General features: G+C 38.3%; 16 protein-coding genes and 2 tRNA genes. 3 read left to right on the top strand and 15 right to left on the bottom strand.

The features are described 5' to 3' along the window. Position 1: 1 nt before the first annotated feature. The 9 genes from D0T53_RS13720 to D0T53_RS05225 all read right to left on the bottom strand — a co-directional run bounded on the left by D0T53_RS13720 (position 2) and on the right by D0T53_RS05225 (position 12,112). Positions 2–1,015, bottom strand: coding sequence for an acyltransferase family protein (locus D0T53_RS13720; protein ID WP_163265800.1), 1,014 nt, complete (start codon positions 1,013–1,015; stop codon positions 2–4). An 18-nt stretch (positions 1,016–1,033) separates the two neighbouring features. Next, positions 1,034–1,771, bottom strand: coding sequence for a M15 family metallopeptidase (locus D0T53_RS05260; protein ID WP_255489394.1), 738 nt, complete (start codon positions 1,769–1,771; stop codon positions 1,034–1,036). Beyond that, complete coding sequence (locus D0T53_RS05255) at positions 1,768–5,346, bottom strand: tetratricopeptide repeat protein (RefSeq protein WP_163265798.1); 3,579 nt, start codon at positions 5,344–5,346, stop codon at positions 1,768–1,770. Before D0T53_RS05255 ends, D0T53_RS05260 begins: the two co-directional genes overlap by 4 nt. 11 nt (positions 5,347–5,357) lie before the next feature. After that, on the bottom strand, positions 5,358–5,936 hold the full coding sequence (locus tag D0T53_RS05250; protein WP_163265796.1) for a non-canonical purine NTP diphosphatase: 579 nt from the start codon (positions 5,934–5,936) through the stop codon (positions 5,358–5,360). A 21-nt stretch (positions 5,937–5,957) separates the two neighbouring features. Continuing rightward, positions 5,958–7,046 carry a gliding motility protein GldN gene (gene gldN / locus D0T53_RS05245; protein WP_163265794.1) on the bottom strand — a complete coding sequence of 363 codons (1,089 nt, stop codon included), beginning with the start codon at positions 7,044–7,046 and terminating at the stop codon, positions 5,958–5,960. Between the two features lie 33 nt (positions 7,047–7,079). Next, positions 7,080–8,639 carry a gliding motility protein GldM gene (gldM, locus tag D0T53_RS05240; RefSeq protein ID WP_163265792.1) on the bottom strand — a complete coding sequence of 520 codons (1,560 nt, stop codon included), beginning with the start codon at positions 8,637–8,639 and terminating at the stop codon, positions 7,080–7,082. Between the two features lie 25 nt (positions 8,640–8,664). Continuing rightward, complete coding sequence (gldL, locus tag D0T53_RS05235) at positions 8,665–9,615, bottom strand: gliding motility protein GldL (RefSeq protein WP_163265790.1); 951 nt, start codon at positions 9,613–9,615, stop codon at positions 8,665–8,667. Positions 9,616–9,663: 48 nt separating this feature from the next. Continuing rightward, entirely contained in the window at positions 9,664–11,088 is a 1,425-nt protein-coding gene (locus D0T53_RS05230; RefSeq protein WP_163265788.1) for an SUMF1/EgtB/PvdO family nonheme iron enzyme, read from the bottom strand. Between the two features lie 85 nt (positions 11,089–11,173). After that, positions 11,174–12,112: a PorP/SprF family type IX secretion system membrane protein gene (locus D0T53_RS05225; RefSeq protein WP_163265786.1), complete on the bottom strand. Its 939-nt coding sequence runs from the start codon at positions 12,110–12,112 to the stop codon at positions 11,174–11,176. A 343-nt stretch (positions 12,113–12,455) separates the two neighbouring features. Here D0T53_RS05225 and mutS point away from each other — a divergent pair, with 343 nt between their 5' ends. From mutS to D0T53_RS05210, 3 genes are all read left to right on the top strand, one after another. Continuing rightward, positions 12,456–15,041, top strand: a complete 2,586-nt coding sequence (gene mutS, locus D0T53_RS05220) for a DNA mismatch repair protein MutS (RefSeq protein WP_221411501.1) — start codon at positions 12,456–12,458, stop codon at positions 15,039–15,041. 66 nt (positions 15,042–15,107) lie between these two features. Further along, positions 15,108–15,890: a bifunctional 2-polyprenyl-6-hydroxyphenol methylase/3-demethylubiquinol 3-O-methyltransferase UbiG gene (locus D0T53_RS05215; RefSeq protein ID WP_163265782.1), complete on the top strand. Its 783-nt coding sequence runs from the start codon at positions 15,108–15,110 to the stop codon at positions 15,888–15,890. 70 nt (positions 15,891–15,960) lie between these two features. After that, positions 15,961–16,602, top strand: a complete 642-nt coding sequence (locus tag D0T53_RS05210; RefSeq protein WP_221411499.1) for a hypothetical protein — start codon at positions 15,961–15,963, stop codon at positions 16,600–16,602. Between the two features lie 60 nt (positions 16,603–16,662). On the opposite strand, the gene D0T53_RS05205 is transcribed toward D0T53_RS05210, so the two are convergent. The 6 genes from D0T53_RS05205 to D0T53_RS05180 all read right to left on the bottom strand — a co-directional run bounded on the left by D0T53_RS05205 (position 16,663) and on the right by D0T53_RS05180 (position 23,402). After that, positions 16,663–16,736 (bottom strand) — tRNA-Ala (locus tag D0T53_RS05205). A 42-nt stretch (positions 16,737–16,778) separates the two neighbouring features. Then, positions 16,779–16,851, bottom strand: a tRNA-Lys gene (locus D0T53_RS05200). Positions 16,852–16,909: 58 nt separating this feature from the next. Continuing rightward, positions 16,910–17,602, bottom strand: a complete 693-nt coding sequence (locus tag D0T53_RS05195) for a helix-hairpin-helix domain-containing protein (RefSeq protein ID WP_163265778.1) — start codon at positions 17,600–17,602, stop codon at positions 16,910–16,912. A 77-nt stretch (positions 17,603–17,679) separates the two neighbouring features. After that, a complete protein-coding gene (locus D0T53_RS05190) occupies positions 17,680–19,566 on the bottom strand; it encodes a S9 family peptidase (RefSeq protein ID WP_221411500.1) in 1,887 nt (628 codons plus the stop codon). Between the two features lie 789 nt (positions 19,567–20,355). After that, a complete protein-coding gene (locus D0T53_RS05185) occupies positions 20,356–21,990 on the bottom strand; it encodes an OstA-like protein (RefSeq protein WP_163265774.1) in 1,635 nt (544 codons plus the stop codon). 26 nt (positions 21,991–22,016) lie between these two features. After that, positions 22,017–23,402 (bottom strand): peptidylprolyl isomerase, encoded by a 1,386-nt coding sequence (locus D0T53_RS05180; protein WP_163265772.1) that lies wholly within the window; start codon positions 23,400–23,402, stop codon positions 22,017–22,019. Positions 23,403–23,423: the final 21 nt, after the last annotated feature.

The following is a 23,423-nucleotide window of genomic DNA, read 5'->3' as shown; positions in this document are numbered from 1 at the left end:
TTCAAAGCTTTTTCCCTAGCAATAAATAAGCGGCAATTTTATTTTTATTTATAATGCGAGTAAAATAATAAAACAGCACAACAAACAATAAACTTGGTATGATAAAGATGATACTATATTTAGTTTCAAAAACATTGAAATATAAATATCCTGCCTGAAATAAATTCACGATTAGATGATGGGATAAATAAATGGGCAACGTCTCTTTTCCTACTTCCGATAAAAATGATACGACTTTCGACCTAGAAATGTATCGATAAATATAATAAAAGATAATAAGGAACGAAACAGAAATAACAATTGCCGTTATATCTCTGAATAATACAGTGCTCCAGTTTTCAAAATTAGAAGGAGTTATATAAACATATGCTTTGTCGGTCCACAAAAAGTAACATATCAAAGAAGCTATAAGAAACAAGAGAAAATACTTTTTACAAAATGAAATTAACTTGTTTATATCAACTTTTGCTAATAAATAACCTATTGCAAAAAAAGGAAAGAAACTAATTACAATTGGAAACTGAAAGTTATGGATATCAATAAACATTAATAATATGGAACTAACCAAAAAACCTATAACATTATCTAACCTCAGTTTATGTAATACGGCTGAATATATAGCAGAAAATAGTATAGCCCAAATAAACCAATAACCATACTGAATGTTTTCGGCTAATACCTTCACAAAAGAAATAACATCAAAAGTCTGAGCAAAACATACTTGAACTATTATAGAATATAGCACACACCAAACAACCATTGGGACAAATATGTACTGTACTCTTTTCTTAGTATAGATGTACAATGACTGTTTTTTTATAGAAAAATAAGAGTAATACCCACTAATAGCCAAAAGTAAAGGCATGTGGAAAGTGTATATTAACTTAAATAACCAATCGGACCATAACAAAGAAGTTACCCCATAATCAAAACATTGAATACTATGTCCCAACACAACTAGTATTATGACTACCGCCTTTATATAATCGATATAAATATTTCTTTGTGTACCCATTACAATACTATAAGTCAATTACTCTATCAATTTCGCTATTCGTTGTGCTTCGCTTAACGAACAAGCATTAAAATGCCACCATTCGCCTCTTATAGCTATAAATCCCGATTCTTGCATAACTCTTCTCAATAATCGACGATTATTTACCTGCTCCCTTGTTAACAAACCTTGCGACACAAACAAATCTTCGTCATTTATCCCTGCCGTCTTTCCAAAATAGTCGAAAGGAGTTCCCATATCTAAAGGAACACGGTTCTCGTCACAAATAGTCAGATCTACGGCCATTCCATAATTATGCAATCCCGTTCGTGAAGGGTTAGCAACATAAGCCTGATATTTTGTTCCTTGTACAACTTCAAACATTCGCTTTTGCGCCGATAAGGGACGTGCTGCATCATATATAAGCAAACGTAACTCCGAATTTTCGTTATTCAGTATTTGAGATGCTTTACAAAGCTTCTCCATCGCCAAAGGATGCAGATATGCATTTCCAATCTCGATATAAAGAATAACTCCTGTAAAATTATCGGATGTCGCATACTTAAGATCTATAACTATCGAAGAATCATGTTTTGCAATATCAACCAATCCTAACGACCTCAGGTACTTTTCGGTAGAAGATACCTGAGAATAGTTAAACTTTATCAGTTCAGGATTTATCCCACTAACCAGTTTTTTACCTTCTTGAGAAGTAGAAGAACATGAAAGTGTACAAACACTCATTAATATCAAAACGAAACGCATCATTCCTTTCATCTTCGATTACGTTGTTTCTCCCGTTCTCGAGCTTGACGTTCACGTTCCTTTAATTCGGTTTCTCTTTGCTTTTCTTTTTCTTTGCGCTGTTTCTCCCGTTCTTTCAGCTTCTCTTCACGCTCTTTTTCTTTACGCTTAAGTTCTTCGTTTCGAGCCTTTTCTTTGGTCTTCAGTTTTTCCTGCCTAGCTTTACGAGCATCTTCTTTAGCTTTGGCTGCGTCTTTAATTGCATCTTCCTTAGCTTTTTTCGCCGCTTTTTCAAACTCTATTTGCTCGCGCTCCTCTTGTTTTATTGAGTCCTGAACTGCTTTTTCAATCGCTCGTATCGAATCCTGAACCACTTTTTCTCGCGCTTTACGCTCCTTCTCTAGTTGCTGTAAGCGTTTCTTTTCTTCTTTTGCAGCTTCTTTTTCTTCCTTCGTGAGTTTAGGCTTATTCTTTATTTTTTCTATCAAACCTTTTATTCCATCTACAGGATTATCAGCTATTTCATCAAATGTATCCTGCGCATCATCAAAGCCTCGTCCAACTTGATTTACAGTCTCATCCGAAACTACTGTTTCTACACCTTGGTCAACTTTTTCCTGCAACACAGGTTTTACCTCATCCTGATCGGTAAATTTAATATTATCAGGAATTTCAGTATGTATTATCTCCGGTTCCTTCTCTTCCGATTCTGCATTCCTATCTGGTTGTATCTGAACTTCCGTTTTCGGAATATTTTCTGGTTCTATAACTTCTGCCTCCTCATCTTCCGATTTTGTCATTTGTAGATTCCAATACGAAATGAGTTTTGCCAAAGGTGCAGCATAGTGTTCCTGAACAAAAGAAAAATAATCTGTTAAACTCTTACCTCGTTGCAGGATATCATAATTATCAGCCGATATAGGCACAAATATTACAGAAGAATCTATTTGCTGCACTAGCGAACTATCTTCAAAAGCCTTATTCGTATATTCTGCAATATCTTTAAATGAATCAAAACCCTTTACCTGTAACATCTGTAAAGGTCCTACATCCGAGAAACTCAAGTCGAATGTTTGTAATATAAAATTCGAGAAGTTGTAATCGGCTACATCGTATAATAACTGGTTTCTATCCACTTTTTTAGGGTCGAATATCAACATCATTAAATGTTTACTTTCCGGAACATCGGTAAACACGACTGCCGAATCACCTTCGGTTATACCTCCTCCCCCAAATTGCATATTCCACACCATTCCTGTCAGACCTCCAACAAGCGAACGTCCTTCCAAAACACCTTTCAACATTTCAGAGGCCAACGCTGTAACATCAGCATTCGGATATTTATCGATAAGTTCTCGCAAGCTTTTCTTAAATTCTTCAACATCTCCTGTCTGGGCAAATGTCAACGAATTAAGGAACATAAATTTGGGCATAAGCTCCGAAAGCGTATATTTTTCCTTCGCCGTACTATAATTACTACGCACTGCACTAACGCTTCCTCCCATATAAGCGTCGTAAGTTTGCTGGTACAAACTATTCTCTAGCGTTTTGAGGTTACGGATATTCCATTCGTAGTTAGGGTCGGATAGCATGGTTGCATAATCGCGTCCTGCAAATTCTGCCAATATTTTTGAACGATACAGCTCCGCCATATCTTTATTCCCCAATTGCATATAAATAATAAACAATTGGTAATAAATCTCCTCAAGGTTCCGGGTTTTAGGAAATCGTTTTATAGCCTCGTCAAAAGCATCGACAGACAAACCTAAATCTTCGAGCCTATTCTTATAAATCAAGCCCATCTGATACAAAGCATCTTCAATAATATCGTTTGATTGCCTTAATGTAGCATTTGTTTTTGGAATCTGACGAAGATAATACTCTCGATCAAGGTCTGTTACCTGTTGCGATTTATCTATAACAGGAGCACCTTCCGGTCTTTCTTCTACGCCCGGCTGAGGTATACCTTCTTCCGCAACTTCCTCGCCTTGATTTTCCTGTTTAAAGAAATCGTCAAAAGCGGCACTGGTTTTATTTTTCCGACGCCAATCATCTTCCAATCTGCGGTCTCCCCACTGATTTCTGAACGACTGTTTTCCTTGGGATACAGTTTGAGTGTTATAGAAATAAAATTTAGATGCATCTGTTTGCCCCAACAGTGGGGTTTGTGGTGCCGTTACCTGCTGTGCTCCTAAAACTCCACCGCTTGGTCTGTTAGCATTGTGTTTTTCTAATTCCTGTTGTTTACGCTCTTCTTCCCGTTGTTTCTTTAGGTTCTCAATAATTTTATCCACAACAGCAAGCCTTTCATCTTCGGGCATCTTAGCTAAAACCTGCAAACTATCTTGTAGATGAACAGCCTCAACATAAACAACCAATTCATTAAGGACCTCCGATCTGAGTGTTAATTTATCATATCTTTCGTAGGTTTTACCCAAAATACCTAAAGCCTCGGGATAAAGAGGCTGAGCCCGCACATAATCCTTTTTCTCGAAATACAAATCGCCCAGAGCTACTTGCGCAATAGCTTTGTCATAACCACTACGAGTACTTTTTTCGACCGCCAATCTATAGTTTTTTATAGCATTTGTGGTATCACCATCTTGTAGATGAATATATCCGATATTGTAGTATACCTGATCAAGGTATTCTTTATTTTTTGTTTGCTTCGTCATTCTATTTAATGACGACAAAGTTTTTTTCTTTTGTTGCAAATCCGCAATATTCAAATTACGGGCTTCCTGCATACGTGCGTTAAATACATAATCGAACGAAACTCCTAGCCCCGACACTTTACTGAAAGCTTCGTAAGCCTTTTCTTTGTTGCCCTGTTCTGCATATACTTGTCCCAACAGATATTTTAAACGGGTACTTTGTTCTCCTCCTTCGTATTTTATAGCTTGTTGCAAAAAAGGAATTGCCTCTTCATACTTTTTACTCTGAATCAGATAATTTGTATATACCGATGCATATAGTTTTTTCTGGCTATCGGGAACTCCCCCCGCCATTTCTATTTGTTTAAAAACATTCTCTGCTTCGTAAAACCAACCCATTTGTGTATAGCTCTTGGCCATCCATAAACGAGCTTCAACTACAACATCTATATCCTGTCTGTAAAGACGTGTTATGTATGAAAATGTAGTTAATGCTTTCAGGTAATCAACACTCTGGTATTCGGCTTTTGCCATCAATAACCATGCATTTTTTAAAAACGGATTAAATTCACGCTGTTCGAGCCATTTCTGATAAGCAATATTCCCCCGCTTACCCGGATTTCGTTCGGGTTTTACCTGTATCGAGTGTATTTTTATGGCTTTGGTACATTTATCAATAGTTGTAACAAAACTGCTATTTTTAGGATATTCCCCCTTTTCGTTAGGTGCATAATAAGGATATACAGAGATGATTTTCGATAAATTTTCATCGTACGAATCCATTTTTTTCTGAAGAGCTTCTTCGTATGCAACTTCAGCATTGAAGTAAATATTATAACGGGTATTTATCTCGTGATAAAGACGTGTTGTTTTAGTGTTCTTTTGGTTAGAACACGAAATAAAGAGCAATACAACGCTTAATATGCTAACTAACGCAAATTTATTTTTCAACACCTTGCAAATATCTATCTGTTTTTAAGAAAGGTATCTAATTCTTTTACAGCCAACGCCCTATGGCTTATCTTGTTTTTTATATCGTTACCTAATTCGGCAAATGTTTTATCGTAGCCATCGGGCATAAATACAGGATCGTATCCGAATCCGGCTTCTCCTTTAGGGGTATTAATAATAACTCCCTTTATAATTCCCTCAAAAGAATACTTTTTTCCGTCTATAATTGCTGCTATTACCGTGCGGAAACGAGCCTTGCGGTTTTCAACACCCTCAAGTTCCGACAAAAGCTTCTCTACATTATCTTTTGCACAACATTGCTCTCCTGCATATCTTGCCGAATACACTCCCGGAGCATTATCCAATGCTTCAACCTCAAGTCCTGTATCATCGGCAAAACAATCACACTTTTTCTTCTCATAAATATAAGAGGCCTTGATAAAAGCATTTTCTTCAAGTGTTTTACCTGTTTCGGGTATATCTTCGTTTATTCCTATATCCCTCAATCCTAACACCTCGAAATCATTACCCAGAATTGCACTTACTTCTTCCAGTTTATGCGCATTGTTTGTCGAAAAAACAAGTCTTTTCATATTAATCAATTCTAACTTGCTTTATCTTCTGCGTCCTCTCATACTTCGAACCGGTGCTGATTTTGAAGAAGATGACGATTTCTCTTGTTTAACCTCATTGGTTCGCACTTTTTCGTCCGAATCACTTTTCTCTCCCGATTCGTCTTCTTTTTTCTCGTCGCTCTTTTTCGAGTCTTTCACTTTAGGAGCAGGTTCTTCAACAGCCCAAAGATTTGTTTTAAATTGTTTTAGCTGTCCTTCTATCTTAGCTTGTTCTTTTTTCAAAAGCGAATCTTGTACAATAGGAGCAATTTCGTCCATTCCATTACCTGAATTAACCGTTTGGGCTAAAGTAAGGTTTTTCATGTTCGTTGTCTTGTATATATCGCCTTCGAAAGATCGTTTACGGAAGAAATCGTCGATAGTCTGATTCGATGCATTGTTCAGATTCGACAACATTATAGGCATACGGGCGGCATATGGCCGAATTTCTTCATATGGCAACCAAAACAGGGGATAACGGGTAGTCTCTGCTTCAAAATCGCCTTGCGAAAAAATAACAGGACAAATAGCCAATATTTTAATATCCACAACAGAATTCGATTTATCGAAATACCAAGCTTCTTTCACATAATAACCTGTAACCTCATTACTCGGTACATCCGCATCTTCGATAGAATATACGCCATTTTCTTCGGTATACATTATTCCAAAACGATCGAGCAGATCCTTAAAATTCAACTTATCGGCATCCGAGAATGTTTCTACTCTATCGATAGGAAACTCATACGCTGTAATCTCATTATTCGACAATAATCTGAACATCATCGTAAATAAATTCATCCTATCACCAATTGGCGTTACCGGATAATATAACGATGCGTTTTTCTCCTTATTCAGATCAAGGAAACGATAAATTTCACGAACCCATGGAGCATTCGCTATTTCCTGAGTTTGCGATTGATTCCGATTATTTGCACGAACAGTCAGTTGAGGTATCGATTGTTTATTTTTTTCTACCTGCTGCCTGCGGGCAATTCTGTCGCGAACCGAAGACTCTTGAGCCGACAACTCCCCAACAAAGAGAACTCCGGCTAGAATTATTGTTATTGATAAAAATAATCGTTTCATATCTTAAAATTCCTAATTAGAATTTGCTTTCTTTTAATTTATACGTACTTCCATAGCAGAGGACAAATCTCGCTCCATACCATCGGGACCTTTTACTTTTACATCGGTTATAAAGAATGAACGTCCTTTGGTTAGCCGCCTTATCTGATTTTTTTGCCTGTCAGAAAAATTAGCACCATCCGAATTCTCCCTTATTGAGTTCATACCATCGGTAAACACAACTGTAAAGCGAAGTACCTGAAACTGGATATTAAGAACACCATCATCCATCGCAGCCTTTATTCCCGGTGCATTAACAATAACTGTTTTATTTATTCGTCCGCCTTTAAATCTGTTGGGGGTTCCATTAGCATCGGCATACTCAATGTACGGAGTTGGATCGGGTAACTTACGTACTTGGAAAGGCTTTTTAGCTACTTCTATATAGCGTCCATTTCCAAAATCGGCAGTTACCGAAACTATCATTTCCTGCCCTACCTTCGAAGGACGGGCAATCCAATAATTTCCTCTCGCCTCTAGTTGACCGCTTCCATTCGCTACCGAAGCCCTTATTCTGTTGTTAGGCACTCCCGGAACAGAAATATCTATTTCATTACTATAACCTGCATATAACACATTCATTAAACGGGGAGCTACTGTAGCCATTGGCTCTATAACCATATAATCGGACGAAAAAGGAACTTCAAATTCTTCTTTACCTGGACGAGACAGAAACATTTTTCCTGTAAACTTACGTTCCCCTACCCCCGAAGCAGGAATGGAAAATGAACCATCCTCATTCACTGTTCCGCTCGTTGGTTCTATACGCGGACGTTTAGTTGTATCAATACCCGCAAGAATGATTTGTCCCCTATATGCGCTTCCTCGTGTTACGAATCTTGATTCAGGAACAACATAAGCTTCCAAACTATTCACACGGTAATCATCTGCGCCAATATTACCAACTAATTCGCCAAGAACATCACCTTCAACAGCACGAATATCGCTCTGAAGCTTCGTTAACAGCGTAACCGCTGCCGAAGTTGGCATTTGCTCAAATAATACCTGTTCCCAGTTTTTATTTCCGGCATCTACCCTTTTCGATATATTTGTATTCAGCCTATCCTCTACATGCTCTTTACGTGTACCGCTAACCATAGATACCGCATATCCACGATATGAATCTATTGCTTCTTTCAGTTTGCTCCCTCTTTTTTCGAGAGGGGATAACATAACATACGAAGCCGCATCAAGACTCTCTTTACTCTTTATATTATTCACATCTCCATGCTTACCATCAGCATATTTCACGATCCGCTCTTTCAAGTCCTGAATGTGATTATACAATGAGTCAGAACGATGCTTGAAAGTCATTGCCATTGAATGCCATTCTTCGGTCTTAACAGGATTCTGGGTATATAATTCTTGCATACGGTTAACAAGAATATCATTCTGACCGTCGCTACTTTTTATTGTTTGTTGCAGGCCTTCTTCTACCAAGTCGAAACCATCAAGCACCTCTGACGATACGTTGAGAGCCAGCATTGCGATAAACACCAGATACATGAGGTTTATCATCTTCTGCCTTGGAGAATTTGGATTGTTTGTTGCCATTCTATATTGTTATAAAACGAATATTTTATTTATCTTCTTGTTCCGGAGTCGGATTCATAAAACCACCTCCCATACTCATGTTCATATTAACAGTCATAGCCTGTAACAGACGAGCATACACCCTATTAAGCTCGGCCAACTGTTGTGCCATCTTTTCGGTTTCGTTCTTAAAAATCGCACTATCGGACAATGAACCATCGTACAAACGTTTAATGCGATCAAGACCTGCATTAATTTGCTCTATGGTATTTATCTGCCCACTAACACCCTTTAGCTGTATTTCGTAAATAGTATTCAACCCTGAGATATTGCGGTTAAGACTTTCCATTTGTGAAATATATCCCTTAGTATTATTACCCAATCCTTCCGAATTATCATTAATGCTCTGGAAGGATGAAAGAAGAGCATTCGACATTTCGGCTAACGAATTGGTTATTTCGGCAAATTTTTCCATATTCTCCGAAGCTTTGCCTAATTGTTCGGCATATTTTTCAGATGCATCAACTGCCCCTGACATATCACTTACAATGCCGCCAACAACTCCACCACCCGATACAGAAACTCCACCGGAAACAGCCGCTGATGACGAAGATGCGCCTCCGCCACCTATAATAACAGCGCCTCCACCACCGGCATAACCTCGCTTACCTCCAACAGGTTGCTCATTCTCCTGCTTTTCCTCGTCCGTCAGACTATCACGACTGCTTGCTTCGTTAGCCAACACCGGGTAAACTTCTTCCCATTTGTAATCTTTGGCCGGTCTGTCGAAACCTGACAAAAAGAATATAACAGCCTCTGTAATAAGACCGATTGCTAATATCTCTGTTCCGTAAGCATAATGATTTATCTTAAACAAGGCTCCGATAATAACAATAGCCGCACCAAAACTATATGCCCTGTGAAATAACAGACTGCCTTTTTCGCTCGACAGATATTTTTCTATAGCATTTTTATATCTTCTATATTTTTTACCCATGATTTCTTGAGTCTTTTATTTGTAATTTATAAATCGATCTAACAATAATTATCTTCTTGATTTAGATGTCCCGATCTGGGTTCTTACACAACGGAATCCGATATACGAACGAGGTTGGTTCTGATATTCAAAGTCACGCATGTCGCCACGTATGAACATTCCGACATCTTTCCACGAACCGCCTTTTATAACTTTTTTCTTATCGGCGTATGGATCTTCCTTAGCTGCATTATAGCCGTATTCAGGATTCAAGTCATTAACAACAGCATTACCCGACTCTACGTATGTAGTAGATGTCCATTCCGATACATTACCCGCCATATCATACAAACCGTAGCGGTTCGGGTTATAACTGGCTACACGCGAAGTTATCAGTTCTCCATCCTGAGTATAATCTCCATCACCCGGTTTAAAGTTTGCCATGAAACACCCTTTATCGGTAACAGTACCCTCCGAATCCCATGGATATTTATTTTCGGTCTTTCCATTACGCGCAGCAAATTCCCACTCCCCTTCTGTTGGCAGTCTAAATGGCTCTATATCGCGCGAACGTGGCCCCATTCCCATACGATAGAAAATTGTCCGCCAGTTACAGAATGCCGTAGCTTGTTCCCATGTAACCCCCACAACAGGATAATCGTTATATCCGGGATGTGAAAAATACATCCGCATATACGGTTCGTTATAAGCATTATTAAAATCGTTCACCCATACTGTTGTATCGGGATATATATTCACAATGTGACTGTGATAAAAATCGAACAGTGTACTTAGCGGACGGGTTATAGTTTGATTTATTATACGTCCTTCTTCATCAATGTAAGCGGTGTCTTTCGAAATCATTATTATTTCGTTAGGGTTAACCGTTATATCAGTATTTAGCACCCTCTCCACCGGATTCAAACGATTCCTGCGCTTAGCAGCCTCCGTATGATCGTACCAATCGTATCTGAAATTCATTTGAGCAGCATCTATTCCCCGCTGACCTGTAATCGGATGCACGGCTGTAACGCTAAGAATAGCCCTTTCTTCATCTTCGGTAGGGCGCTTAAACGGAATTACTTTCTTCCAGTTCAAGTACGGCTTTACAGGATCGCCATAACGGTCTTCTGTTATTTTAAAGGTTTCATCTCCACCGTAGGCCGGATCGGCCAAACGTTCACGGATAATAGAATCCCTTACCCAATATACAAACTGGCGATACTCGGAGTTTGTTATTTCAGTATCATCCATCCAAAAAGCATCAACAGATACACCTTTTGCCGAAGCCTGAATACCCCAAAGCGAGTCGCTGTCTGCCGGGCCCATTTCATAAGCACCCCTTGAAACAAGAACCATCCCATATGGATTCGGTTCGGCCCATGACGAACCGCCAAGCCCAACTAATTCACCGCCTACAGATCCCCCCTGAGGTTTACCACAGGAAGTTAACAATACAACGGAAGTTACGAGTGCAAAAAATAATTTCTTCATATTACTTTTCTATCAGTATTTGGGTTCTTCAACCCTTTTTCATTTCAAAATATAATAATAAAAGCCACTTCAAACAAATATCTGTCTATAATAACCTGATACTTTTATGGCTGTTCCTCTGAGTTTTGTTTAGTTTAATCGGCATCGAATAACGAACAAAAAGCTCGTGGCTGCCACTTGTTCCGCTTGACATCCCCGAGTTTGACAGGTCGTATGCATACCCCGCATCAAAACCTTTATATTTTATTCCCAGCAAAAATACGAACCCGTCGTCTTTTCTCCAAGAAATACCGCCATTAAACATTTTATTGTACACAATTCGCCCGGTAAAGTCAAATTGAGTAAACACAACATCGGATTTCACTAAAACCGAAGGCTGTAATTCTATCAACGGATTTCGTAGCTGAATATTGTATCCCGCAGTTAAATAATATGCCCTGTTTATAAAAGATGAATATGTTTCATTTAATTCGTAAGAAGGCTCCATTATATGTGTTACCGATATTCCGGCATAGTAGTTAGGAGCAATCCACGACACACCAATATTAGCATCAAAAACCGAAGCCTGCTCACTCATTGTAGGTTTGGCTTCATCATTTTCGTCTGTCCAGACATCCTTTATACCATCGGCATCAAAACCAATTCGCGTTAATCCTATTTGTGCACCAATATTTAAAGTGTTCTTTTTAAACTTTTTCTTATAGGCATATTGTCCTGCCATTTGAGAATTCGAATATAATCCTATCGATTCATTCATCATAAGCAGACCAACACCATGAACCCTCCCTAAAAATTTAAATGGCATATCCCCTGATATAATAAGAGTTTTAGGCGCATTCTCCACACCCAACCATTGCATACGATACAAACCTGTCATTTGTATATTTTCTGTTTCGCCTGCAAAAGCCGGATTAAAAAACGTCTTCACTCTCCAATATTGGCTTATTTGCGGATCCCACTGCCCATAAGCAGAAGTAGCGCATATTACCAAAAGTATTATTATCAGAAAGTATCTCAAGTTCATTAACAAAATCCAATTCAAGGTTATCACCATTTGTGCTCAGCCTCATTACTTTATTCACTAAGCAAGCTTACCCTCTTTCACAAAATAAACAAAAGGAATAAGTCCTTTTTTAATTGTTGCGAAATTAATTATTATTTACTTATTAAACTGCAAATTACAAAATAAATTGTGCTAACTGTATTATATTTCTCATCGATTAATTTCCATACCATGTTCAATACCTTAAAAAGTTAAATCAACGGCAAATTTAACAATACAAGTTTAAGGGATTTTTTCATACCTTTGTTTCTCATACTAATTTTATACCTAAAAAATTGTGGCAAAAAAGATAGTGGAAACCCCAATGATGAAGCAATTCAACGAGATAAAAGAAAAACATCCCGATGCAATATTGCTTTTCAGGGTAGGAGATTTTTACGAAACATTCTCGCAAGATGCCATTGATGCCTCCGAAATATTGGGGATAACCCTTACCAGACGAGCCAATGGTTCGGCTCAGTACATTGAGTTGGCAGGTTTTCCACATCATGCCCTCGATACATATTTACCTAAACTGGTAAGAGCCGGACGAAGAGTTGCCATCTGCGACCAACTAGAGGACCCTAAACAAACTACCAAACTGGTAAAAAGAGGCGTAACCGAGCTAGTTACACCCGGAGTATCAATTAATGACAACATACTAAACCATAAAGAAAACAACTTTCTTTGTGCTATACACCGGTATAAAAATTCGTACGGTATAGCCTTACTCGACATATCGACAGGAGAGTTTTTGACAACAGAAGGTACCCGCGAATATATAGACAAACTACTGGCTAACTTTTCGCCTAAAGAAGTTCTTATCGAACGAGGTAAAAGAAAAGATTTTGAGGAAAACTTTGGAAGCCGCTTCTTTATTTTCGAGCTTGACGACTGGGTATTCACAAGCGATGCGGCAAACGACCGTTTATTAAAACATTTCGAGACTAAAAACCTAAAGGGTTTTGGTGTAAGCCATTTGACAAACGGAGTTATTGCTGCCGGAACAATCCTTCATTATCTCGACATCACCCAGCATCATCAGATAGGACATATAACAACTCTCTCACGTATAGAAGAAGACAGATATGTAAGGCTCGACAAATTTACCGTGCGCAGCCTGGAGCTTATTTCGACAATGAATGAGGGAGGTAAAAGCTTGCTCGACATAATAGACCGCACTGTATCGCCTATGGGAGCACGTATGCTTCGCCGTTGGCTGGTTTTTCCTTTGAAAGAAGTAAAACCTATAAACGACAGGCTATCGGCTGTCGAATATTTTTTCAAGGATGTAGAACTAAAGCAATTACTGGAAGAACAACTCTCGCTTATCGGCGATCTGGAACGTATCATTTCGAAGGTTGCTGTCAACCGCATAAATCCCAGAGAAGTTGTACAACTCAAAATTGCACTTAATGCCATTGAACCTATACGAAATGCTTTTCTGGCATCGGACGAACCTAGCTTAAAGGAGATTGGAGAAAAGCTGAACCCATGCCCCGTTATTCGCAATAAAATAAATGCAGAAATTAACCACGACCCTCCAACAATGATAAACAGGGGAGGCGTTATTCGCGAAGGGGTGAATGAAGAGCTGGACAAGCTTCGCCAAATAGCCTATTCGGGTAAAGACTATTTGTTACAGATACAACAAAGGGAAATTGAAGCAACGGGAATCACATCGTTAAAGATAAGCTTCAATAATGTATTTGGATATTACATCGAAGTAAGAAATACACATAAAGACAAAGTTCCGGCAGAATGGATACGTAAACAAACACTGGTTAATGCCGAGCGCTATATAACTCAAGAACTTAAGGAATACGAAGAGAAGATTCTGGGAGCAGAAGAAAAGATATTGGCTTTAGAAACAACCATATTTAACGATCTGGTTACAAGCCTTGTCGATTACATCCCAACCATACAACTGAATGCAAACCTGATAGCCCGAACCGATTGTTTGCTATCGTTTGCCAAAACTGCAAAAGAGAACAAGTATATCCGTCCCGAGATTATAGACTCGGATATATTAACGATAAAAGGCGGACGGCATCCTGTTATAGAAAAACAAATGCCTGTAGGCGAATCTTACATAGCAAACGATGTTCATTTAGATAGCAATTCGCAACAAATAATTATTATTACAGGGCCCAATATGGCGGGTAAATCTGCCTTGTTACGTCAAACGGCACTTATTACACTAATGGCTCAAACAGGTTGTTTTGTACCTGCCGAATCGGCTCAAATCGGGCTCGTAGACAAGATATTCACACGAGTAGGAGCTTCTGACAATATATCGCTCGGAGAATCGACCTTCATGGTTGAAATGAACGAAGCTTCCGATATTCTGAATAACTTATCGGCTCGCAGCCTTGTATTATTTGATGAGTTAGGGCGTGGGACAAGCACATATGATGGAATTTCGATAGCATGGGCTATTGTAGAATACATACACGAACACCCCAAATTTAGGGCAAAAACCCTTTTCGCAACACATTACCACGAACTGAACGAAATGGAGAAATCGTTCAAACGAATAAAAAACTACAACGTTTCGGTTAAAGAAGTCGATAACAAAGTAATATTTTTACGTAAACTGGTAAAAGGAGGTAGCGAACACAGCTTTGGTATACATGTTGCAAAAATGGCAGGCATGCCTCAAAGCATTGTGAAAAGAGCAAATTCGATACTGAAACAATTGGAGTCGAACAACAGACAGGGAGATGTAAGCCGCCCAATTGAGGATATAACCGAAAAACGTGAAGGACTTCAACTCAGCTTTTTCCAGCTGGACGACCCAATACTCAGTCAGGTAAGGGACGAAATATTATCGCTTGATGTTAATAATCTGACGCCTGTTGATGCATTGAACAAATTAAACGAAATAAAGAAAATAGTATCAGGCAAATAGCTTTTTACTTTGATATCTAAATAAATCTAAGACTACCCATAATATCGGGTTACAAAATAAACGTTTATGCAAGAAAGGCATCTGAACGGAAAGTTATATTTTGACGAACTGACATATTCGACTAAAAAATATATAATTCCGTATATAAATAAATATTACCCGATAGCTTCGAATATGAGAATTTTGGAGATCGGGTGTGGAGCAGGAGGAAACTTGTTGCCTTTTCTCGAAATGGGTTGCGAAATTACAGGCTTCGATCTGAACAAGCCTCGTATTGAAGAAGCTAGAAAAATTCTGGATGCAGATAATAACCCTAAAGTAAATTTGTTCTGCGAAGATGTATTTAAAGTTAACGGACTAGGAAAATTCGATATCATACTTGTACGGGATGTAATTGAGCATATTCCCGACAAAGAAAACTTTTTTCGCCACATGAAAGGCTTCCTTAAAGAAAACGGAGTTGCCTATTTCGGCTTTCCTGCATGGTATATGCCTTTTGGAGGACATCAGCAGCTTTGCCGAAATAAATTCTTGTCTCACTTGCCATTCTTTCATATTCTGCCCACAAGTTTATATAAAGGGATTCTTTCAGCCTTTAAAGAGAATAAAGGAACTATAGATGAGCTAATCTCGATAAAAGAGTGCGGAATAACAATAGAGCAATTCAGAAAATATAGTAAAACAAACGGATACGATATTGTAAACGAAAGACTCTATTTTATTAATCCTCATTACGAAATTAAGTTTAAGTTGAAACCGCGAAAACTATCTCTAGTAATAGGCAAAATTCCATTCATCAGAAACTTTTTCACAACAGGGTGTTTCTTTTTAATAAAGCAAGACAAATAGCCCCAAGCCATAGAACTCTTATTGTGAGGGTTTTGAAGAAAATTGTTAACTTCATTATTTTAGATAAAATATGGCAATAAAAATAACAGCAATGGTCTTAAGTCTCTTTTTCCTAACTGCAGACATTTGTAGCCAAACACTTGAGATGGAAACTTGCTCAAACGAAGAATATCAAGCATTAGAAAATGTTAGCATCCCTCCCGAGCAAAAGTATTTGATAAAAGAGAATGGGGTCGATATATTTCTAGTTGGCCAACGAATACCTGCTCAAACAGGTGGTTATGTGATAACTAAAAGTGTTGAAACAATAACCGAAGAAGGAGAGGATTTTGAAATACTTGTACATACGGTATCAGAAAACGGACAAGAGATATTGAAGATAGAACGTCTTTTTATGGAAGCAGATAATGATGCAGACAGAATTGATAATATTTTCATACTATCAGATAAAGTTAAAACAGCAGAAGGCATAGGACTGAACTCGACTCTTGACGAATTTATAGCTGCATATCCTGATTTCAAGATTTGGTTTTCTTACATAAGTGGAATATATGTAATTGAAACAACGAAACTAGAAGGAATTCAATTTTTTCTTGATGGAAGCGATTTTATAGATAAATCGGGGCCCGTTTTCGAAAGTGATATGACAATATTAAAACCTTCGGAATTTAGAAAAGGCACAAAAATCAGACGAATAAGAATATGGGGTTAGTATGCCCATATGGATATATAAAAATCCCCAAACATTTCTGTCTGAGGATTTTATTCTTTGTGGAGCATATCGGACTCGAACCGATCACCTCAACACTGCCAGTGTTGCGCTCTAGCCAGATGAGCTAATGCCCCATTATGCTACCTAGGTAAATTTAATTGCCTTTGGTTTATGTGTGACCCCGGAGAGGCTCGAACTCTCGACCCACTGATTAAGAGTCAGTTGCTCTACCAACTGAGCTACGGAGTCTGATTGTGGCACAAAGGTAAAAAATAATATTTAATTAAAAATAAAAGAGCGCAATTTATTATTCGAAGCTTAAATAAGGAGACAGCTTGTTTATTTCTTCAGATGTAAAACCCGGTATTTTTGACAACTCTTTTGTCGAGCTTAGGCGTCCATTGTTTTCAATATGTTTAATAATGGCGGCTATATGCGCTTGCTTCAAATAAGGATGCGAAACAGAGTTTGCTTCTGTAACGTTATTTATGTCGATAGCCTTGTGACCTTTCTTTATAATAACATATTGCGATATGTTATCATACCGTTTCCGGCTGATACCTTTTACTTCCATCAATTGTTCTTTATAAACAAAGCCTCCGAGTTTATTTCTGTATGTTATAATCCGTTTTGCATATTCATTGCCTATTCCCGGTATTTGTTTTATAGAGATTGCATTGCAATTGTTTATATCTATTACTTCTCCTTTTGCGAGTTTTTTTAGCTGCGTGCTATTATTATTGGTAGCTAAAGGGGGTTGTTCCTGTTCTTCCATTGTTTTATCGGAACTGGCAGCTTCGATTCTGTTTTTTTGCAACTTATCGAACTCGGCAAAAGCCGCAGAATTTCCGATAGGCTGATTACCGTTAAACAGATATTCCGAAAACAGGCAAATACCTCCGCATATAATAATGAGAACAGACAATAGTATAATCGCTCTTTTGTCTCCTTCGTTATAAGAGAAGAAATCTTTAAGTTTTAGCTTTTCGAATATCGACATCAGCAGAACTATATAGCTATAGATAAAACAAACAGCCAGGATGTTGGCATCCAAGCTGTCTGTTGTTTATAAGATTTTTAGTTTGCACCTATCGTCATGTTTTCTTCGAGGAAGGTTTCCATAGCTTTGTAAAACTCGAAGCGGTTTTCTTCGTTATGAAATCCATGCCCTTCGTTGTCTTTTACCATATATTGTACAGTTATACCTCGTTCTTCCAAAGCCTTAACCATCTGATCCGACTCGTCTTTGTTCACGCGAGGGTCATTTGCGCCTTGGGCAATGAACAAAGGAACTTGTATTTTGTCGACATGGAACACTGGCGACGAACTAACTAATAATGTGCTATCGGCACGAGGGTCGCCCACCATTTCGTGCATCATATCTAACATTGGTTTCCAATACGGAGGAATGGTATTAAGGAATGTAAAGAGGTTAGATACTCCCACATAGTCTATACCACAAGCATACAAATCGGGTGTAAATGTTAAGCCTGCAAGAGTGGCGTAACCGCCATAACTACCACCATAAATAGCGATTCTGTCAGCATCTGCAATTCCGTTTTCTGTCAACCAGATTACACCGTCGGTAATATCGTCTTGCATGGTTTTCCCCCATTCTTTAAACGATAGTTCCCAAAATTTCCGTCCGAATCCTGTCGAGCCTCGGAAGTTCATTTGCAAAACGGCATAACCTCTGTTTGCAAGAAACTGAGCTTCGGGGTTGAAACCCCATGTGTCGCGTGCCCATGGGCCACCATGCGGATTTATCACAACCGGCAGTTTTTTAGCTGTCTCCATTGTGTAACCAACAGGTAGAGTTAAATATCCTTCTATTTTTAATCCGTCGCGGCTGGTGTATTCTATGCAGTTCATTGCTGCCATATTTTCTTCTTTCAGCCAAGGGTATACATCCGAAATATGCGTAAGTTTATCGTTCGACGAATCGTACAGGTAATACGCTCCGGGCGTTTTGTCATTATATGTGCGTATAATGTATACATCTTCATTTTTGGTTCTGTCTGCTATTCCGAAAGGCATATTCGAAACCTTTTCTGAAATCTTATCGTATACGTTTTTCAAGCTTGAATCAAAGAAATTACGTTGCGTTCCATTATGTGCCATATACGATGCAGCCTGTAGTTTTTTGTCTTTGTTAGAGTATATAATACCGGTTATATCGTAAGTATCGTTTTCGTAAATAAGTTTTTCTTCTGTTGCCGTTTGCGGATCGTATATAACAAGAGCGCTTTTATCGCGTCCTAAGTTTGAGGTTGCATACAATTTTTTATTGTCTTCGGTAAAGGTACGGGGCGAGAGCGACTCTTTAAAGTTGGTTGTAATAACTATGCCGAACGGTTGATCTTCGCTATCGCGATAAAGTAAACTTTGATTCACACCATCTAAAGCTATGGCAATGCGTAATTTACCGTCATGGTCGGTCATCCATCCCTGAATGTTTCCGGGATTTTCGGCTAGTATTGTCATTTCTCCGGTCTCTATATTCAAACGGTAAGGGTCGAATATCTGAGGGTTTCTTTTATTAAGCCCTACTATTACTTCTTTTTCTATTTCGGGAAGATCGTCAATTATCGTAGTCCTTACTCCTTCGAAAGCGGTTAAGGGTAGCAGGTTCGATCCATTGATGTTGACACCATATAGTTGAAAATTTTCGTCACCTCCAGTGTCTTTCAAAAATAGTATACGATTGTTATTTCCCCAAAAATATCCGGCTACACTGCGCGCGGTTTCGGAGGTTAACCTCATAGCCGAGTCTTGCCCTATCTCCTGAACATAAATATTCATCCTGTTTTCGTATGGGGCTAGAAACGAAAAATATTTGCCATCGGGCGAAATCTGATATGATGTTTTTTCAGGGTTCTTAAAAAAGTCTTCGAGTGGTAAAATAGGCGCATGTTTTACGCCCGACTCGCATGAATAGAAGAATCCTGAGATTGTTGCCAGCATAATGGCAAGACTAAAAATGGGGAAAATTTTCTTTCTCATAATTGTAAACACATTTCGGTTAATTAATATTTTACCTAATAAGTGTAATAAAAGTATAAAAAATCACAGAGAACGTATTTGTTTTTTAATCTTTTTTCGATAATGCCGTTAATAATTCTATTTATATAGAATTGCACACCCGTTTTATCCCGTTCCTACATATGTTTTTTACAAAACCTGACACATCTGACGGATTTATCGTTTTTTTAAATTATGCTTATTTACTGCCGCGCATCTTACCGATGCTTGCCTTCGTTCATTTTGCCTTGATGCAAAACGAACCAAAAAATCAAGACTGCGCCTGCAATGCTGTCCCCAAGAAGGTAGAGCCGCAAAATGCCTTTTTGATTCCTTTTGCGGCATAGGGCAAAAGGAATGCAAGTGATCTTCGATCACGCGCAGTAACAACAGTAAATTAGTATTATTTTAAAGAACACTTGCTATAGGCTTATTCTATCAATATAGAATTACCCCTAGCAAAAAACACTCTGAAAAGACTAAAATTAAAAAAACCTGACACACCTGACACTTTTTTCATTTTTAGAAACCATGCACTCGAAGATGGTGTTTAGTTTGGCTATATCGAAACTTTATTTATACAGAACTGGATTTGGATTATCAATTTCTGTTATAGGTATTCTATAAAAACCTGACAGTTTTTATAATCTTCATTCTACTTCTGGAATTATTGTTGTTACAGGTATACCCTACTTTATAGATAAATACTCCCCCCAAATTTCACAACTCGGATTAGTAGTCGCCTCCTTGATCGAATAAATTATCAGGTACGTTTATCCGTTTAATTATTTGATCGTTTCTTATTTTTATTTTTCTAAAGATATCGTCTTTATCTAAAGGTCTGATATAATCAAATAACCTGAATTGCTCTAACTTCATTTCATCCGGTACAAGGTCGGCTAAAGGAGTAATTTTTCCTTTCGGTTTAGGCCATATTTTCAGCTTATCTATTTTTTTATTCTTTAAGCCAATAGACAGAAAACCACTCTCGGTTCGGTTCAGCCCAATCATTGTTTTATCATTCTCTTCCGGATAGAATATCGATTCGGCATTGCCTTCTACAAGTATGTGATGTATTTGTTTATCTTTAAAGAATGCTTTCAAATCACGCCCTTTCAGCTGATTAAAGTGTACCGAGTCTTTATCTTCTATAGCAAAACAGTACTTTTTCATATGAATATGATCGATTGTACTGTCGTTCATAAATATCTCTATTGTATCGCCGGTCAGCTGATACGATTCATTCCATAAAATAGGATCTTTATATAAATACAATATAGAATCGCGCGAGTTGAATTGCATGGAGTCGCAAACTCCTTGAAAATCGGAACGATAGAAGCGCACTCCATAATATGCTTTTACTTGTTTGAATATAGAGTCGGTTATCATTTTCAGAGTATCGGCATGCAAATAAAGGCTGTCTCCCTGCGAATAGTCTACACACCAAGCCGAATCGGTAGCCATTGCATAGCCTGTGAGTTCGTTATAATAACCGTAGTGCCCATGCAGAATCATTTTCTGTAAAGTATCGGTCACTACCATATTTCCAAATACTTCTCCATATCCACTGGCTCGATGATACGAAATTGAATCGCCTGTAAGGGTTTTAGTTCCGTCTTTACTGGTAACAAGCGATTGATCGAGTAGTAACGATTCTTCGGTTTGCGTATTGTACCAACCTTTTCGGGTTTCGATGTAACCACTGTCTGATATTATTACCGAAGGCCCCAGTATGGTTGCTATTTTAGTAGTGGTATTATATTTCAGAGTGTCTGAATAAAGGGTAAATTTATTGTTTACTAACTTAACACTATCGCTAAATGTAGCTATTTTTATACCGGGCTCATATTGTCCCCAATACGAAGTTAGTTCGTTCAGCGAGTCTACAAGCATTCCTCCATCAAAATAATAACCAAAATTGAGTATTCGGTCGTAATTCAGACTGTCGGTAAAAAGCGTTACTCCTTTATTTTCGAGACGTACATTGTTGCGTACCATCAGTAACTTTGTGTTTCCGTCGTAATACAGATAGTCTCCGTAAAGAAACAGGGTGTCACCTTGTTCTACCACAATATTGCTAAAAGCCTCGAAACTATTGCTTTTTTGATCGAGGTATGCACTATCGCAATGCATGTAAGCTCCATCGTGAAAAAAGACAACACTATCGATAAGTATTTGCGGTTCAAACCCTTCGCGTGTTTTCAGTTCTCCTGCTCTTTTCAATTCCACACGCTTTTTCTCAGGCACCGGGTCATTGTTAGGCTGAAGGGCTGTTTGTGCCGACAGGTATAGAACGATGAAGCACAAAATAGCGGTTAACCGTATTCTGTGCCCATCTGAAAAGAATTTCTTTATTTTTTCTAACATACCTTGTTTTATAGGGTATATTCGTTTTATTTATTATCCTTTACCCACCCCGAATATTGAAAGTCGCAGTTAACCCAATCGCTGTCAATACGGATGAAAGTAGTTTTAATTTTATCTTGAACCCATTTTTTTAATATCTCAGTACGTTTGTTAGCTTCTACTATCGATTTCATTACCTGATAGTCGTCCGACATGTTGGCTTTGTGCCCGTCTATTCTTTGCTTAAGTTTCACAATAGCTACCACTTCTTTGCCCTTTTCGTCAATCATAGAGAAGGCTGTCGATACATCTCCTATCTTCATTTTATCTACAATACGGGCTACTTCCTGTGGCAAGTCTTTCATCTCGAAACGGCTTGTACCTGCATTACTGCTATACTCCTTTTTGTTAACCATCAAACCTCCATTGTTACGAGAGTCTTTGTCGGACGAAACGTACATGGCAGCTTCTTCGAACGAGAATTTGCTGTCTCGGATTTCTATTGCTAAAGAGTCCATTCTGGAAATGGTTTTTCGCATTTCTTCTGTCGGAACTTTAGGTTTAAGTAATATATGACGCGTATTAATTCGATCGCCCAGACGTTCGATTAACTGTATGATATGGAAACCATATTCGGTTTCAACCACGTTCGATATCTTATTTGGGTCGGTTAAAGAGAAAGCGGCACTTGCATATTCGGGAGCTAACATGGCCCGACCTATAAATCCTAATTCTCCTCCTTTTTTAGCCGACTCTGTATCTTCCGAATATAATAGAGCCAACGACGAGAAAGAGGTTTCTCCTTTGTTTATTCGATCGGTGTATTCTCTTAAACGGTTTTTAACAGCATCAACCTCTTTCATCGGAATAATAGGGCGCATTGTTATTATTTGCACCTCTACCGACGTAGGTATGAATGGCAAACTGTCTTGAGAAAGACTTGTGTAGTATTTTCTTATCTCGGCAGGAGTAAGACGAATATTTCCCGCTATCTTTTTTTGTACTTCACGAACAATCTCTCCTTCGCGTATCTGCTCTTTCCATTCTTCGCGTAAGTCCCTAACTGATTTACCGAGCCATTCTTCAAGCTTCTCGCGTGAGCCAACCTGTCCGATAGCATTATTTACACGTCGTTCTACTTCACGCGTTACCGATGCCGCCGGAATATCAATACTATCGATCTTTGCCTGATGCAAAAACAGTTTGTTTACCGCTATTTGTTCGGGTATAATACAGTATGGGTCGCCATCGAAACGTTCGCCCTCAATTTGCATTTGTAAACGGGTATTCTCGACATCCGATTTAAGAATAGCCTCATCTCCTACAATCCATACTATCTCGTCTATAACATTATTTTGGGCTTTAGTCTCGGAATAATTCACAGACATCAACAATGCCGACAGAAGGATTACTTTGCAAAATATTTTTTTCATTCTTGTTTAGAATTTTAAAGA

This window comes from Dysgonomonas sp. 216 (assembly GCF_010501065.1).
Taxonomy (GTDB): Bacteria; Bacteroidota; Bacteroidia; order Bacteroidales; family Dysgonomonadaceae; genus QVMM01.
This window is presented reverse-complemented; position numbering and strand designations above follow the sequence as displayed.

What these genes read in the sequence shown, in the direction of transcription:
- D0T53_RS13720 (WP_163265800.1), bottom strand. Translation starts at nt 1,015, where the DNA reads ATGGGTACACAAAGAAATATTTATATCGATTATATAAAGGCGGTAGTC.
- D0T53_RS05260 (WP_255489394.1), bottom strand. Translation starts at nt 1,771, where the DNA reads ATGAAAGGAATGATGCGTTTCGTTTTGATATTAATGAGTGTTTGTACA.
- D0T53_RS05250 (WP_163265796.1), bottom strand. Translation starts at nt 5,936, where the DNA reads ATGAAAAGACTTGTTTTTTCGACAAACAATGCGCATAAACTGGAAGAA.
- gldN (WP_163265794.1), bottom strand. Translation starts at nt 7,046, where the DNA reads ATGAAACGATTATTTTTATCAATAACAATAATTCTAGCCGGAGTTCTC.
- gldM (WP_163265792.1), bottom strand. Translation starts at nt 8,639, where the DNA reads ATGGCAACAAACAATCCAAATTCTCCAAGGCAGAAGATGATAAACCTC.
- gldL (WP_163265790.1), bottom strand. Translation starts at nt 9,615, where the DNA reads ATGGGTAAAAAATATAGAAGATATAAAAATGCTATAGAAAAATATCTG.
- D0T53_RS05230 (WP_163265788.1), bottom strand. Translation starts at nt 11,088, where the DNA reads ATGAAGAAATTATTTTTTGCACTCGTAACTTCCGTTGTATTGTTAACT.
- D0T53_RS05225 (WP_163265786.1), bottom strand. Translation starts at nt 12,112, where the DNA reads ATGAACTTGAGATACTTTCTGATAATAATACTTTTGGTAATATGCGCT.
- mutS (WP_221411501.1), top strand. Translation starts at nt 12,456, where the DNA reads ATGATGAAGCAATTCAACGAGATAAAAGAAAAACATCCCGATGCAATA.
- D0T53_RS05215 (WP_163265782.1), top strand. Translation starts at nt 15,108, where the DNA reads ATGCAAGAAAGGCATCTGAACGGAAAGTTATATTTTGACGAACTGACA.
- D0T53_RS05210 (WP_221411499.1), top strand. Translation starts at nt 15,961, where the DNA reads ATGGCAATAAAAATAACAGCAATGGTCTTAAGTCTCTTTTTCCTAACT.
- D0T53_RS05195 (WP_163265778.1), bottom strand. Translation starts at nt 17,602, where the DNA reads ATGTCGATATTCGAAAAGCTAAAACTTAAAGATTTCTTCTCTTATAAC.
- D0T53_RS05190 (WP_221411500.1), bottom strand. Translation starts at nt 19,566, where the DNA reads ATGCTGGCAACAATCTCAGGATTCTTCTATTCATGCGAGTCGGGCGTA.
- D0T53_RS05185 (WP_163265774.1), bottom strand. Translation starts at nt 21,990, where the DNA reads ATGTTAGAAAAAATAAAGAAATTCTTTTCAGATGGGCACAGAATACGG.
- D0T53_RS05180 (WP_163265772.1), bottom strand. Translation starts at nt 23,402, where the DNA reads ATGAAAAAAATATTTTGCAAAGTAATCCTTCTGTCGGCATTGTTGATG.